Origin of the sequence: Halioxenophilus aromaticivorans, assembly GCF_042850945.1 — a bacterium.
Taxonomy (GTDB): domain Bacteria; phylum Pseudomonadota; class Gammaproteobacteria; order Pseudomonadales; family Cellvibrionaceae; genus Halioxenophilus; species Halioxenophilus aromaticivorans.
Window position 1 is genome coordinate 1677997 of the sequence record NZ_AP031496.1, and the last position, 12739, is coordinate 1690735.

Annotated in this window: 18 protein-coding genes; 12 read left to right on the forward strand and 6 right to left on the reverse strand. The window is 50.8% G+C overall.

Annotated features, from left to right (window positions below):
- Positions 1–39 precede the first annotated feature (39 nt).
- The gene (locus tag ACGHM3_RS07285) at positions 40–456 is read right to left on the reverse strand and encodes a type II toxin-antitoxin system VapC family toxin (RefSeq protein WP_345417498.1); all 417 of its coding nucleotides are present in this window, start codon (positions 454–456) and stop codon (positions 40–42) included.
- On the reverse strand, positions 456–698 hold the full coding sequence (locus ACGHM3_RS07290) for a type II toxin-antitoxin system VapB family antitoxin (protein WP_345417501.1): 243 nt from the start codon (positions 696–698) through the stop codon (positions 456–458). Before ACGHM3_RS07290 ends, ACGHM3_RS07285 begins: the two co-directional genes overlap by 1 nt.
- 197 nt (positions 699–895) lie before the next feature.
- On the opposite strand from ACGHM3_RS07290, the gene dcd reads away from it, so the two are divergent.
- From dcd to ACGHM3_RS07320, 6 genes are all read left to right on the forward strand, one after another.
- Complete coding sequence (dcd, locus tag ACGHM3_RS07295) at positions 896–1465, forward strand: dCTP deaminase (RefSeq protein WP_345417504.1); 570 nt, start codon at positions 896–898, stop codon at positions 1463–1465.
- 101 nt (positions 1466–1566) lie between these two features.
- A complete protein-coding gene (locus ACGHM3_RS07300; protein ID WP_345417507.1) occupies positions 1567–1965 on the forward strand; it encodes a hypothetical protein in 399 nt (132 codons plus the stop codon).
- A 14-nt stretch (positions 1966–1979) separates the two neighbouring features.
- Positions 1980–2411, forward strand: coding sequence for an alternative ribosome rescue aminoacyl-tRNA hydrolase ArfB (gene arfB / locus ACGHM3_RS07305; RefSeq protein ID WP_345417510.1), 432 nt, complete (start codon positions 1980–1982; stop codon positions 2409–2411).
- 25 nt (positions 2412–2436) lie between these two features.
- Positions 2437–2970, forward strand: a complete 534-nt coding sequence (locus ACGHM3_RS07310; RefSeq protein ID WP_345417512.1) for a 2OG-Fe(II) oxygenase — start codon at positions 2437–2439, stop codon at positions 2968–2970.
- Complete coding sequence (locus ACGHM3_RS07315; protein ID WP_390517884.1) at positions 2957–3049, forward strand: hypothetical protein; 93 nt, start codon at positions 2957–2959, stop codon at positions 3047–3049. Before ACGHM3_RS07310 ends, ACGHM3_RS07315 begins: the two co-directional genes overlap by 14 nt.
- Positions 3050–3186: 137 nt before the next feature.
- On the forward strand, positions 3187–3759 hold the full coding sequence (locus ACGHM3_RS07320; protein WP_345417519.1) for a hypothetical protein: 573 nt from the start codon (positions 3187–3189) through the stop codon (positions 3757–3759).
- A 96-nt stretch (positions 3760–3855) separates the two neighbouring features.
- Here the strand turns inward: ACGHM3_RS07320 and ACGHM3_RS07325 are convergent, their stop codons facing one another.
- From ACGHM3_RS07325 to ACGHM3_RS07335, 3 genes are all read right to left on the reverse strand, one after another.
- Complete coding sequence (locus ACGHM3_RS07325; protein ID WP_345417522.1) at positions 3856–4542, reverse strand: GGDEF domain-containing protein; 687 nt, start codon at positions 4540–4542, stop codon at positions 3856–3858.
- A gap of 214 nt (positions 4543–4756) precedes the next feature.
- On the reverse strand, positions 4757–5431 hold the full coding sequence (locus ACGHM3_RS07330) for a ChrR family anti-sigma-E factor (RefSeq protein WP_345417525.1): 675 nt from the start codon (positions 5429–5431) through the stop codon (positions 4757–4759).
- A complete protein-coding gene (locus ACGHM3_RS07335) occupies positions 5428–6117 on the reverse strand; it encodes a sigma-70 family RNA polymerase sigma factor (protein ID WP_345417528.1) in 690 nt (229 codons plus the stop codon). The genes ACGHM3_RS07330 and ACGHM3_RS07335 overlap by 4 nt, the downstream gene beginning before the upstream one ends.
- 269 nt (positions 6118–6386) lie before the next feature.
- On the opposite strand from ACGHM3_RS07335, the gene ACGHM3_RS07340 reads away from it, so the two are divergent.
- From ACGHM3_RS07340 to ACGHM3_RS07365, 6 genes are all read left to right on the forward strand, one after another.
- Complete coding sequence (locus ACGHM3_RS07340) at positions 6387–6884, forward strand: nuclear transport factor 2 family protein (RefSeq protein ID WP_345417531.1); 498 nt, start codon at positions 6387–6389, stop codon at positions 6882–6884.
- On the forward strand, positions 6874–7656 hold the full coding sequence (locus ACGHM3_RS07345) for an SDR family NAD(P)-dependent oxidoreductase (RefSeq protein WP_345417536.1): 783 nt from the start codon (positions 6874–6876) through the stop codon (positions 7654–7656). The genes ACGHM3_RS07340 and ACGHM3_RS07345 overlap by 11 nt, the downstream gene beginning before the upstream one ends.
- A 189-nt stretch (positions 7657–7845) precedes the next feature.
- Positions 7846–9168: an FAD-dependent oxidoreductase gene (locus ACGHM3_RS07350; protein WP_345417539.1), complete on the forward strand. Its 1323-nt coding sequence runs from the start codon at positions 7846–7848 to the stop codon at positions 9166–9168.
- 17 nt (positions 9169–9185) lie between these two features.
- Positions 9186–9980: a DUF1365 domain-containing protein gene (locus ACGHM3_RS07355; RefSeq protein WP_345417542.1), complete on the forward strand. Its 795-nt coding sequence runs from the start codon at positions 9186–9188 to the stop codon at positions 9978–9980.
- Entirely contained in the window at positions 9977–11251 is a 1275-nt protein-coding gene (locus tag ACGHM3_RS07360) for a cyclopropane-fatty-acyl-phospholipid synthase family protein (protein WP_345417545.1), read from the forward strand. The genes ACGHM3_RS07355 and ACGHM3_RS07360 overlap by 4 nt, the downstream gene beginning before the upstream one ends.
- Positions 11252–11513: 262 nt before the next feature.
- The gene (locus ACGHM3_RS07365; RefSeq protein ID WP_345417548.1) at positions 11514–12062 is read left to right on the forward strand and encodes a hypothetical protein; all 549 of its coding nucleotides are present in this window, start codon (positions 11514–11516) and stop codon (positions 12060–12062) included.
- Positions 12063–12121: 59 nt separating this feature from the next.
- On the opposite strand, the gene ACGHM3_RS07370 is transcribed toward ACGHM3_RS07365, so the two are convergent.
- Complete coding sequence (locus tag ACGHM3_RS07370; protein ID WP_345417551.1) at positions 12122–12505, reverse strand: DUF2809 domain-containing protein; 384 nt, start codon at positions 12503–12505, stop codon at positions 12122–12124.
- Positions 12506–12739: the final 234 nt, after the last annotated feature.

Sequence of the window (12739 nt, forward strand, 5' to 3'; positions counted from 1 at the left end):
GGTTTGGTGAACCATTGCTGAGGGCAGTTGACCTGCGCTTTATGCGGGGGTTGTCCAGTCTTCTAGCTGAATCAAATCACTAAATTGATAAAAAGCTCTGTCGTTGGTGACCAGAATGGCGTCGCTTGCCATTGCGTGAGCGGCTATGAGCATGTCCATGTTGCTGAGAGATTTACCCAGCTTTTCACTTTTGGCTCTCAGATGTGCGTAGGCTTCAGCGGCGGTGGAGTCCCACGGTAACGCAGTGACGCGGATCAGAAATTCTCGAACCGCTGTGTGCAGGCGTTTAGCTGAGGGGTTTTTCGCCAGGCCATGAAGCAGTTCTGCCTCAGTAATAGCTGATATGGATACACTTGCCATGGGTACTGATGACAACCTTTCGCGAACATGCACAGGTTGGCCCCGGATTATAAAGCTTACTGTGTTGGTATCGAGAAGGTAAATCGCCTGAGCCATCAAAACAGGTCTCGCGCTTGGGGCGGGCTTGAGTCCCGATCTGCCAGAAAATCATCTGGGATCTGTGAAGCATCGGCGGCTTCGAAAAATCCCTGCCAACTACTTGGTTTGCGGGATAATATGACATTACCGGTAACCGGATCTTTTGCGATATACACTTCATCACAGTCGAACCGGAATTCTGCTGGGAGCCGCACGGCTTGACTGCGACCGTTCAAAAATAGTTTCGCTGTTTTGTGCATGATTGTTCTGCTCCATCGGGTAAGTTTTGTAATATACCATGGTATATTACACGGGTGGTAGGGGCTGAAATCAACTACGCCGCCCTGACATCCAGGCTCTAATATTCGGTGTTGTGGCGTCTGGTTGTTGGTCTTGACTGTATGTACAGGTATTATGCCCGGCTAGCTAAAAATTAATCGTATTTAAGAGACACGTTATGAGTATCAAATCCGACAAGTGGATGTGCCGCATGGCCCAAGAACACGGCATGATTGAGCCGTTTGAGCCCGGCCAGGTACGCGAGAGCGCCGATGGCCAGAGGCTGATTTCTTACGGTACCTCCAGCTACGGATATGACGTGCGCTGCGCAAACGAATTTAAGGTGTTTACCAATGTGCATTCAGTGGTGGTAGACCCGAAAAACTTTGATGAAAACAGCTTTGTAAATATGCAGAGCGATGTGTGTGTGATTCCGCCCAACTCGTTTGCGTTGGCGCGCACGGTGGAGTACTTCCGCATTCCGCGAAATATATTAACCGTGTGCTTAGGTAAATCGACTTATGCTCGTTGCGGTATTATTGTCAATGTAACGCCCTTGGAACCGGAGTGGGAAGGACACGTTACCTTGGAGTTTTCCAATACCACGCCACTGCCCGCCAAAATTTACGCCAACGAAGGCGTGGCTCAAATGTTGTTTTTTGAATCCGACGAAGTATGCGCTACGTCTTATAAAGATCGTGGTGGTAAATACCAGGGCCAAACTGGGGTGACTTTACCTAAAACCTAATGCACCGACCGCATAGGTTTTGCGCAATGGCGATCCGGCACAGTGCCGTCATTAGGGGTTTAGAAGGTGTGCCTATTAATAAAAATCTTTGAGCTTGAACCATGAGTTATCGCTGCGCTAATTGTTCCAACGTGTTCGCTGAGAGCGAGGCCAAGTGCGATAATTGGATGGATGATAAGCGCAATTTGATTTGCCCCTATTGCAACGTGGCTTTAATGAGCGTTGCCCGCCCGCCGGTGCCTTGGACAAAACGCCTTAAACAAATTAATTACCAACATTTAATTTGGGTGGCGGTGTTTTTTGGCGGTTTGGTAATGATAGACCGCCGAGCTGGGTTGCCTTATATGTTTCCGGTAGTGGCTAGCTTTATGGCGCTGCTGGCCGTGTTGTTTTACGGTTGGTTTCAATCCCCAGGGCCAGACCCAACAGAAACCGTCGACATTGTATTGGAGAAATCCAGTGCAAATAATGTATTTGAATTTAAATCCCGCCGGCAGTAGGCCAAGGCAGTAACATGGACGAGTTTGCGCAAGGCATTTTTATTTCACCCGGTGTGCGAGTACCGCTGGAGGAAATCGACTTTAGTGCGATTAGGGCCCAAGGCTCTGGCGGGCAAAACGTAAATAAAGTCTCTAGCGCTATCCATTTGCGGTTTAATATCGTGGCATCCTCGCTGCCGGAAGAAGTCAAAGAAAAGTTGCTATCGGTGAGCGACCAGCGCCTAACCAATGCGGGTGAATTTGTTCTGAAGTCACAAGAGCACCGCACCCAAGAGCAGAACCGTTACGCGGCTTTAGTGCGCTTTCAACAGTGGCTGCAAGATGCCACCAAAACCCAAAAGAAGCGCAAGGCCACTCGGCCCACCCGCGCCTCTAAAGAGCGCCGCTTGCAAAAGAAAACCCAGCGTAGCACGGTAAAATCCAACCGCGGCAAAGTGAGTTGGTAGCACACCCCGTTTATGAGCCTGCCCAATGTCCCTTTCTTCTGGCCAAGCGTTTAACCCTGAAGTCATCATCGCCGCCTTGATAGATAAAGGCTACGCGGTGATTGATTGCGCCATTCCCGGTGCCCTTGCCGAGTGCCGGCAGGCTTTACAACAGGTAAGCGACGGCGACCTGCGCCGGGCCGGTGTAGGGCGAGGCCAAGCCCAAACCTTGGACGAGGTGCGCCGAGATAAAATCCACTGGTTGGCCAACGCAGAACACAGTATTCCCCTGTATGCTCAGGCCATGGAGGCATTGCGCCAAGCGGCCAATCAAGCGTTTTACTTGGGCTTGTTCGATTTTGAGTGCCATTTTGCCCGTTACGATGCCGGGGACTTTTATCAAAAGCACTGGGATGCCTTCCGGGGTGAGGGTAATCGCCGTTTGTCCACCATTTATTATTTGAATGATGCCTGGCAAACCCGCGACGGCGGAGAGCTACTTGTCTACGACCAAGACAACGCCGACAGTGTGATAGAAACCGTAGTACCCATGGGGGGGGCGCCTGGTGGTATTTTTTAGTGAGCTCTTCCCGCACGAGGTATTGGCTGCCCAGAAATCTCGATATTCACTGACCGGTTGGTTTCGGTTGCGCCAATAACTGCGTTTTATTTAATCACCTTGTTTTCTCCGCCACGATTGTAAAAGGCTTGTCAAACCTGCGCCGGCTGCAATGAGTATTCATTTTGGCTTTGGCATAGTGGCCCCCTGATCCACTTAGGGGGAAAAATCATCAATTTGCCACAACACACCTTGCCGTCTTCTAAAGCGATGACTCTATCGCAGGGGGACGTACGGCTATCTAATAGAGATTGGGTGCATTTAATGCTTACCCTGGGCGATTTGTGCCAATCGTTAGCGGTGGTGCGTGATGACGGCAGTGATGAACTCTACTGGGATTGCAAGCCGAATTTTTCTGATGGCTATGAGAATGTCGAACTGCACGGGGAGCTGGTGGTAAACCGCTGCCGTAGTTTTCTGCGGCCCAGTAACATGGTGATTTCTTGTTTTCCTCAGGAACAGTACCAGTGGCGTTTGTTTTATTTTAACCAGCAAACCGGCTCTATGTTGGATCCTTCCGTGTACCTTAAATTGATTATGGATAACCCCAGGGATATTTCTATTCCAGTATTAACGCACTCCGCGTTGCGCACTTTAGTGCACAGTAAAACGCCTTGCGAACTACCTTTGATGGAGTTTGATTTTTTAACCATGTCCCAGCAGGCTACAACGTTTAGCAGGGCGTTGCAGTTTGCTTTGCGGCACCGCCTGCGACGCTTGCTAAAACACCACGAGCGGCGCACAACTTAGCCCCTAAGAAGAAACGCTTTTGGTTTTGAAACGATCAGCGTTAGCGTTGTTTTTAATCCGTGCTGCATTACAAGTGCGCTAAGAGATGAAAACTGACTAGTCTGATTTGTTGCCGAATAAGTCGCTGAGCATGTCTTTTTCGGATTGACTAACCTGCTGTCTGGTGTGGGATTTGGCAGGTTCGTAGCACACTCGGTTACGGCCTTCTCGTTTGGCTTGGTAGAGCTGTTTGTCTGCGGTTTCAACTAGCTGGTCTTGGGATAACGTGCTGTTGCGTTGAAACGCACAAACGCCAAAGCTGGCGGTTAACGTCAATGTTTTATCGTCAATAACGATTACCGCTCCGGCAATGGTAGAACGTATACGCTCGGCCACTTGCACACTGATCATTAGCGGTGTGCCGGGCAACAAAATGGCAAATTCTTCTCCACCGTAGCGGCAGGGTAGGTCGGTAGGGCGAATGGTAGCGCGAATTAATTTTGCCGTGCGTTTTAGGGCGATGTTGCCCGCCTCGTGGCCCCAGTGGTCGTTTACTTTTTTAAAGTGATCTAAGTCCACTAATACCAGGCAAAAGTCATCGCCGCTGCGTTGGGTACGCTCGCATTCTCGGTGCAGTGCTTCCCTGAAATAGCGCTGGTTGTATAAACCAGTAAGCCCATCGGTGCGCACCAGTTCATTCAACGATTTGATTTCTTTTTCGAGCTCTTTAACACGCAGCCGTAGGAACTCCAGCTCGGTTTGCGAGCCAGTGGCGGTACTTGGTGAGTGTTCTGTTGTCGACATATTGGTGTGCGGCCCCCAATCTTGATCGCTACACGCGCAGGCAATCATTCAATTGAACCACATTTAAATCCACTGTGCACAGCTTGTTGGTTAGTATGTTGAACTGGGCGCCTTAACGGCTTGTGTTGTGTTAACTGGCACCTGTTTTATTCGCGCTAATAACAAAAAACCGGCAAAAAGTTGCCGGTTTTCGTTTTGGCTAGCCGTGTTGTATTCAGCTTGGGCTAAGCCGCACAAATGGGTTGATGAGCCTGCCCAACAAGCCGGTGAACTTCAACGGTGCGTCTAGTACGGTGAAACACAGGCAGTCTGTATCAGCCGTGGCCGAGGGCGTGTGCACTTCACCGGGCTGGTTATGCAGGAAGTCCCCTGCCTGGTACACACCGTGGTGGTCGGAAAATGCCCCCTTCAACACGATGGTAAACTCGTTACCGTTGTGGTCGTGTTCCAAAACCCTACCGCCAGCGGCGATTTTTATCAACGACACCTGGCACCGACTTTGGCCCGTGGCTAGGTTGGTCATCTTCATGCTGGGAGATAGCCGCTGCCATTTCAGCTCGGCCGGGTTGCCGATCAACTTAGCCACCAGTGGCGGCATGGTTTTCTTTAACCGGGGGCTAGTCGAAGCTGCTGGTGCTGGCTTGCTCACCGGCGGCGGAGCTTCGCCGTCTATACGGTTAAAAATCTTATCCAAGGCGTTTGCCTCAACCGTAGCCGGTGGTGTTTGCGTATCCAGCATAGCGCCACCCAGTTGGTTCAAGGCGCGTACCTGAGCCCTGCACTGCTCGCAGAAGTGCAAATGCACGGCAATGCCCATAGATTGTCCCACGCTCATACTGCCGGCGGCGTACTCGGCCAGGAGCGTGGAATCAGGATGGTGTTGAATCATTGTTGAACCCTGTTGGCTCGGTTGCCAACTAATATTTCCAGTTTCTTGAGTGCTAATCTTACACGGGATTTTACCGTACCCAAGGGGAGAGACAGCTCTTGTGCCGCCTCTACGTGGGTTTTGCCCTCTACAAACACCTTGTTTATTACCTTCAGTTGCTCTGGCGGTAACGTGCTGCAAGCTGCTTTGATGACATCGGCGTCGCGTATCCTTTGTAGGTGCGTTACGGGTGTTGCTTCATCCTCAGTATCCCAGATGTCATCGGTTTCCAGTGGCTGCGCTACATGGCGGTTTCCCCGTCGTAGCAGATCAATGCGACAATTGCGCGCCAAAGTATATATCCAAGTGCTGGCCGAGGCTTTGCGAGGATCAAAAGTACCGGCTTTCTGCCACACCTTGATCATCACCTCTTGTACTAATTCATCAGCCAGGCTAGAGGACTGGTTAGAGACTGGCTTTGCCAAGCAAAAGCCTTTAATAAGTGGCGCAAAGTGCTCAAACAACTCAGCAAATGCTTTCCGATCTTGCTGGTTAGCCACTCGCTGTAACAGTAGGCTCCAGTTATCGTCACGGTTCGTTGGTTCTGGCGTCATTGAGCGCTCGCGTTGTTTGGTTTTTTGCTCGTGGGTGTCACAAGGCGACCCAATCGAGCTGACGTTGTTGCTCCGTAATGATGAGGCTAGCACGGGCGATCTCCTTTGTCCTCAGTCAGGTATGCGGGTTACTACGGCAGCTCTGGTAGGCCAGATCACTACAAGTGGTGGTTTCAATCGCGTCGTGTGTCTCGGCTGGAGCACTGGTTATAGCGGTAGATTTAGCCGTGGTCGGGGAATTTAAAGCGGGCTGCGAAGGTCTTAAATCCGCTAATAGAGTGATATTGAAACCTCCGATCGCAGGTGATCTAGGCGCAGGGGGGTGGCGTAGATACAACTATTCAAATTTTAACGAGACGGGCATGGCACATTTCGACTTTGAACAGTTCGCACGGGGTTATTCGAGCTTTGACGACCAAACGTGGCACCGGCTGAGAGTTTTGTATCATCCCGATGCTCGCTTCCGCGACCCGGTGCACGACATCCGAGGTCATGAGCAGATCGAGCGCTATTTTGATGATATGGCGCAGGCTGCGCAGGATTGCGCCTTCACGCTTAACGAGCCGGTGATCCGCGACGATACCGTCGTCGTTGAATGGCAGATGATCTTCACTAGCAAAAATCTGAATAAAGGGCGGCCCATTACGGTGGATGGGATCAGCCGGCTACGCACGGAAAACGGTCTCATTGTTGAGCACCGAGATTATTACGACCTGGGCCAAATGTTGTACGAGAACGTCCCATTGCTGGGCCGCATCATACGGTGGCTCAAGGGCCGCTTGGCGGGCAGTACAAACGGCCAAGAGTCAGATGGTATTGACGAATCTGTGGCTACAGAGGGCTTGGTCCGTGGCAAGTAGCGCTGCAGTGGTAGGCAAAAAGAACGTCTGGCTAACTGGTGCCAGCAGTGGCATCGGCAAGGCCTTAGCCGGGGAGTTGGTAAGCCAGGGCCACTTCGTGATTGCCAGTGGCCGCAACCAAAATGCGCTGGATGAACTCAAAGCCAAATACCCCAACCACGTTGAAACCCTTGCCTTTGACGCCACCAGTGATGCCGATTGGGAATCGTTGCCCGGGCGCCTAGCGCAAGTGGTGGACCAACTGGAAATGGTGGTGATGGCAGCTGGCGTATGCGATTACATTGACGCGCCGGACGCCGACGTAGAGGTTTACCGGAAAGTCTTTGAGGTTAACTTTTTTGCCGGTGTTCGCACCGTAAATTGTGCATTGCCATTTTTGGAGCGCAGCGATTTAACCCGCCAAGTTGCAGGCGTAGGTTCTTTATCGGCCCAAGCCGCGTTTACCCGCGCTCAGGCCTATGGTGCCTCTAAGTCTGCGCTGGAATATTGGCTTGAGTGCCAAAGGTTGGACTTATCAGCCCGTGAGATATCGGTGACGGTTATTTCTCCGGGGTTTGTTGACACACCCATGACCGAGCAGAACGACTTTTCCATGCCAGGAAAAATTTCCGCAGAGCAAGCCGCACAGATCATCGCCCAAGGGTTAGAGGACAAAAAGATGTATATCCGATTCCCCAAACGACTGTACTGGCCGTTACGCCTGGCCCGCTGGGTGCCGGGCCTTTGGTTTGGCTGGTTGGCGGATAAAATTCAGCGGCGAGACGATTTGTAAAATTCCATTGGTAATCGACTAGAATTATTGTGGTTGGTTAACAACGGCAGAATATTCGAAACACGATGTTGCGCTGGACACCTACTACACAATTGGATTCTATAAGAAATAAACATCCGTAGCTTTTATTTCGATTGCACGAAGCGTCAAGGACGCTGTTTTAAGGTAACAACCAGCTAGGAACAAAGCATGACGGCAGCACCCCAGGGCATTGTGAACAAACCAAAAATTGCCATTATTGGCACCGGCATCGCCGGTCTCACCGCGGCCTATCGCCTGCAGCAGCGTGCTAGCCTTACGGTGTTTGAAGCCGCAAATAGGATCGGAGGTCACACTGCAACCGTTGACGTTAATCACGACGGCGAGGCCTTGGCTATAGACACAGGTTTCATTGTTTTTAATGATTGGACCTATCCAAGGTTTAAGCAGCTACTGTCGGAATTAAACGTTGAGTACCAGCCCTCTAGCATGGGTTTCAGCGTCACCTGCGAACGCACAGGCCTGGAGTACTCGGGCGAGAATTTTGCCACCTTGTTTGCTCAAAAGCGGCGCTTTTTTGATGTTAAATACTGGCGCTTTTTGATCGACATTGTGCGCTTTAACAAAAACGCGCTAGCGGCGCTGGAAAAAGGCGAGTTGGACGACAACCAAACTTTGGAGCAGTTTTTAGAGCAAGGGAAATATAGCCAACAATTTGCCACCCATTATTTGGTGCCGATGGCTTCGGCCATCTGGTCGAAGTCGTCTGCAGATAGCCTGCAGATGCCGGTGCGTTTCTTTGCCGCCTTTTTTAAAAACCATGGTCTTTTAAGTGTTAATGACCGTCCTACATGGCACGTTATTAAAGGCGGCTCCCGCGCTTATCTAGAGCCAATAACGCGCGGCTTTAAAAGTAACATTCGGCTTAACGCCCAGGTAACCAACGTGCGCCGAACTGAGCAAGGTGTCAGTTTGCAAGTAGATGGTGTGACGCAGTATTTTGACCAGGTTATCTTTGCCTGCCACAGCGACCAAGCGCTTGCCTGCCTCGGTGATGCCAGCGAGCAGGAGCGCTCGGTACTGGAAGCCATTGAATATCAAAACAACGATGTTGTATTGCATTGGGATGCTGCTCTGCTGCCCCATAAAAAGGCTTGTTGGTCTAGCTGGAATTACCGCATTACCCAGGGTGGAGGAGACGGCTGCTGGCAAGATAAAGCCGTGCTGACCTACGATATGAATCTCCTACAGGGCCTTGTTAGCGACACCACCTATTGCGTTACCCTAAACCATACCGCCGCCATCGACCCAGATAAAATTTTGCGTACATTTCAATACGCGCACCCCAGGTTCACCCGTGAGGCAGTGGCTGCTCAGCAACGCTGGCCGGAAATCAACGGCGTCAATAACACTTGGTTTTGCGGCGCTTGGTGGGCCAACGGCTTTCATGAAGACGGTGTGGTCAGTGGTGAACGAGTCGCCAGTGCGTTGGTAAAACAGTTGGCCTCGGCCAAAGCTGCGGTCACTAAGTAGGGGCTGCTAGTAGTATTATGACCACGGATAATATCCCTTCTCCCTCTCACAGCGCCATTTACACCGGCACTGTGTGGCACCGCCGGCATCAACCCAAAGCACATGAATTCAGTTACCGCGTGTACATGGCGTACCTTGATTTGGACGAGCTGTCTGAGGTTTTTAGCCGCAGTAAATACTGGTCTTTGGATGCCCGAGGTCGCTTATGGCCGCCGGTGCAATTTAGGCGAGAAGATTTCTTCACCGACGATGATGCGTCCCTGAGCGAATCCGTTAGGCGCTGGCTTCAGCAGCAAACCGGGCGCTACCCCAATGGGCCAATTCGAATGTTGGCCAACCTGCGTTGCTTTGGTTATTTGATAAACCCAATTGTGTGTTACTACGTATTTGATGACAGTGCGCAGCGTGTCGAATACGTCATTGCCGAAGTGACCAGTACGCCCTGGCAGGAGCGTATTCAATATTTGGTGCCCGTGCCAGCCAGTGGCCAGGTGGAAGCCTACGAGTTCGATAAATCCATGCATGTTTCACCGTTTCACCCAATGGACATGAAATACGTATGGGGTGGCTCCACACCATGCGACCAGCTGCATGTGAGTATCGATAACAAGCGCAATGGGGAGTGTGTGTTCCAGGCCAAAATGGCACTGAACCGGCTGCCCATGACGGCTAAAAATCAACGCAAGATGGTGCATCGTTTTCCGTTGATGACGTTAAAAGTAGCGGCGGCCATTTATTGGCAGGCGCTGAAGTTGTTTGTTAAACGGGTGCCTGTACAGCCGCATCCGAAATCGATTGTGAGGAACGGATGAAAGCCATAAGCATAGATGAAACAAAACCCGCCAGCCGACAAACCCATCGCCGTTGGCTGGATAACATGGCTAAAGATCTCATTTTTGATCTGTTTAAGCAGTTGACCGTAGGCCGGTTGACCATCAGTGAAGGCAACGAAACATATACCTTTGGGCAAGATGCACAGCTCGCCGAGGTCAACGCCCATATTGTTGTTCATCAACCTTGGGCCTACCGGCAGGTGTTATTCAACGGTTCCATAGGTTCCGGTGAGGCCTATATGCAGCGCGGGTGGAGTTCGCCGGACTTACTCCAGGTAATTCGTATTTTTGTACGCAATCAAAAAACGCTGGTCAAAATGGATAACCGTGTCACCAAGCTTAAAGGCATTTTTTGCTGGGCGTTTCATAAAATGAACAGCAACACGGTGAGCGGCTCGCAGAATAATATCGCCGCGCACTACGACTTGAGTAACGAATTTTTTGGTTTGTTTTTGGACCCCTGGCGCATGTATTCCGCCGCGGTTTTTGACACGCCCGGGTGTACCTTGGAGCAGGCGTCAGTTAAAAAATTGGACCAAGTGTGCCGTGCATTAAAACTGAGTGAAAGTGACCACTTACTGGAGATTGGCACCGGCTGGGGCGGCCTTGCTATATACGCCGCAAAACGTTTCGGTTGCCGAGTCACCACCACGACCATTTCCCAGCAGCAATATGAGTACGCTAAAGATTGGGTTGCTAAAGAGGGGTTAAATGAAAAAATCACTTTGTTAAAGCAAGACTACCGTTTGCTGGAAGGCGAGTTCGACAAGCTGGTGTCTATTGAAATGATTGAGGCGGTAGGGCACGAGTATTACGCGACTTTTTTTAACAAGTGTTCAGATTTGCTTAAGCCGGATGGCCTGATGTTACTGCAATCCATCACCATAGCGGATCAGAACTACTACCAAGCAAAGAAATCCGTGGATTTTATTCAGCGCTATATATTCCCCGGCGGTGCGTTACCCTCGGTGGAGGTGTTGGCAAAAAATGTGCGCAAGCATACCGACATGCAAATAGTATCACTCACCGATATCACCGAGGATTACGCCAAAACTCTGGCGATTTGGCGCGAGCGGTTTTGGGCCAATATCGATCGGGTGCGTAGCATGGGTTTTGACGGTGTCTTTGAGCGCATGTGGGAGTTCTATCTGGCCTATTGCGAAGGAGGATTCAAAGAGCGCGCCATTGGTACAGTGCAGGTGTTAGTGGCTAAACCTGATGCTCGCAACCTGCCACACTTTATCGGATAAAGAGTGCTTTCCAATCTGCTTACTGTATACTGCCTGGCTTGTAAAAAGGCGCACGAGTGTAACGCGTGCGCCACAATAGATGATGGCCACAATAGAAGATGACAGGCCACTCGGTAATAGATTACCGAATAGAATAATAATTGCTCATCCAGTCTGCCGTAGCGACCCGCCTGAGTTGTTTTTCACATGGATGTAAGAAGAGTTAACTATACTAACGGAACTTACTAAAACAGTGGTGCCAAGCGCCAGGCGTCTAAATACTATGCAAGCCAAATCCCCCAAACGTCGTTCCTTTACTCATCGCCTTAGACCGCAAATTATCGACGTAGAAGCTTCCGGCTTTGGCTCCGACAGTTATCCCATAGAGATCGGTGTGGTGTTAGCCAATGGGCTTCGATTTTCTCGTGTTATCCGGCCGCTGCCAGATTGGAACCATTGGGATGAGCGGGCGGAAGAACTACACGGCATTAGCCAGAAGGAACTGCAACGCCACGGCCATAATCCGTTCCAAGTGGCGCGGGAGTTGAATGAGCTGCTGGCAGGGCAAACTGTGTACAGCGATGGCTGGGCGGTGGACAAGCCCTGGGTTGATAAACTGTATAACCGGTTGGCCATTGAGCGGAAATTTTTTATTAGCCCCATCGAATCTATTGTGTCTGAAAAGCAAATAGAACAGTGGAAGGGCGCTATGCAGCAGTTGGGGTCGCAAATTACGCAGCCGGCCCACCGGGCATTGAATGATGCCGTGCTTATCCAAGAAACCTACGTGTTAACCCGCATGCAATCTAACACCGCAGACGTTATGAATTAGGTGCCATTTCTAGCACTGATCCCTTAACTGAACCACGACCCCGTCTCATCTAGGCTACATTAGCGCTTGCTGATTAAAATCAAATAATCGGTGATGGTTATCATCAGAACCCCCGCCAGATACGCAATCAGATCCCATTGGTTGAACCTAGCGCCCAGCAGCAGATGCCCCAGGCGGTAGTTGCGGATATGGTTTATCCAATCGGCTTGGTATAGCTGTGAGAATTCCACGGCATAGGACGTGAGTACGGCGGCAGCGGCAAGAGAAATGATGTCAGATTTTGGCAGAAGAAGCTTCCAGGCCATGTATGCTGCAGCGGCCCACAGGGCATCGCCAGGGTAGTAACCCAGAAGCTCGGGCAGTAACCAGTGGAATTTTCTTGAGGCTAGGCCCAGTGTGATTACGAATACCAAGCACAGAGCGATGCTGAATCGATTTGTCATGACGCCTATGTTGGTACGCAAAGCTTGTGCAGCAAAGATATGACATTGGCTGGCTGCAATGCACCCAGAGTGAGGCCATGTATTTGCGTAGAAGAGCTTTTGAGTCGAAAAATCTAGAGGCGTTGGCTGACAGCGTTTGCCGCGCTGAGATAGCGTGCGTGGTCTTAACCAGGTGCCGTTCGTTAGCTCTAAGTATAACGTCGGTTGGCCGGGTTATCGTAGCAACAAAAAAGA

Coding starts and splice junctions, on each gene's coding strand:
- arfB (WP_345417510.1), top strand. CDS start 1,980: ATGGACGAGTTTGCGCAAGGCATTTTTATTTCACCCGGTGTGCGAGTA.
- ACGHM3_RS07365 (WP_345417548.1), top strand. CDS start 11,514: ATGCAAGCCAAATCCCCCAAACGTCGTTCCTTTACTCATCGCCTTAGA.
- ACGHM3_RS07325 (WP_345417522.1), bottom strand. CDS start 4,542: ATGTCGACAACAGAACACTCACCAAGTACCGCCACTGGCTCGCAAACC.
- ACGHM3_RS07360 (WP_345417545.1), top strand. CDS start 9,977: ATGAAAGCCATAAGCATAGATGAAACAAAACCCGCCAGCCGACAAACC.
- ACGHM3_RS07350 (WP_345417539.1), top strand. CDS start 7,846: ATGACGGCAGCACCCCAGGGCATTGTGAACAAACCAAAAATTGCCATT.
- ACGHM3_RS07330 (WP_345417525.1), bottom strand. CDS start 5,431: ATGATTCAACACCATCCTGATTCCACGCTCCTGGCCGAGTACGCCGCC.
- ACGHM3_RS07355 (WP_345417542.1), top strand. CDS start 9,186: ATGACCACGGATAATATCCCTTCTCCCTCTCACAGCGCCATTTACACC.
- ACGHM3_RS07370 (WP_345417551.1), bottom strand. CDS start 12,505: ATGACAAATCGATTCAGCATCGCTCTGTGCTTGGTATTCGTAATCACA.
- ACGHM3_RS07290 (WP_345417501.1), bottom strand. CDS start 698: ATGCACAAAACAGCGAAACTATTTTTGAACGGTCGCAGTCAAGCCGTG.
- ACGHM3_RS07300 (WP_345417507.1), top strand. CDS start 1,567: ATGAGTTATCGCTGCGCTAATTGTTCCAACGTGTTCGCTGAGAGCGAG.
- ACGHM3_RS07340 (WP_345417531.1), top strand. CDS start 6,387: ATGGCACATTTCGACTTTGAACAGTTCGCACGGGGTTATTCGAGCTTT.
- ACGHM3_RS07285 (WP_345417498.1), bottom strand. CDS start 456: ATGGCTCAGGCGATTTACCTTCTCGATACCAACACAGTAAGCTTTATA.
- ACGHM3_RS07310 (WP_345417512.1), top strand. CDS start 2,437: ATGTCCCTTTCTTCTGGCCAAGCGTTTAACCCTGAAGTCATCATCGCC.
- dcd (WP_345417504.1), top strand. CDS start 896: ATGAGTATCAAATCCGACAAGTGGATGTGCCGCATGGCCCAAGAACAC.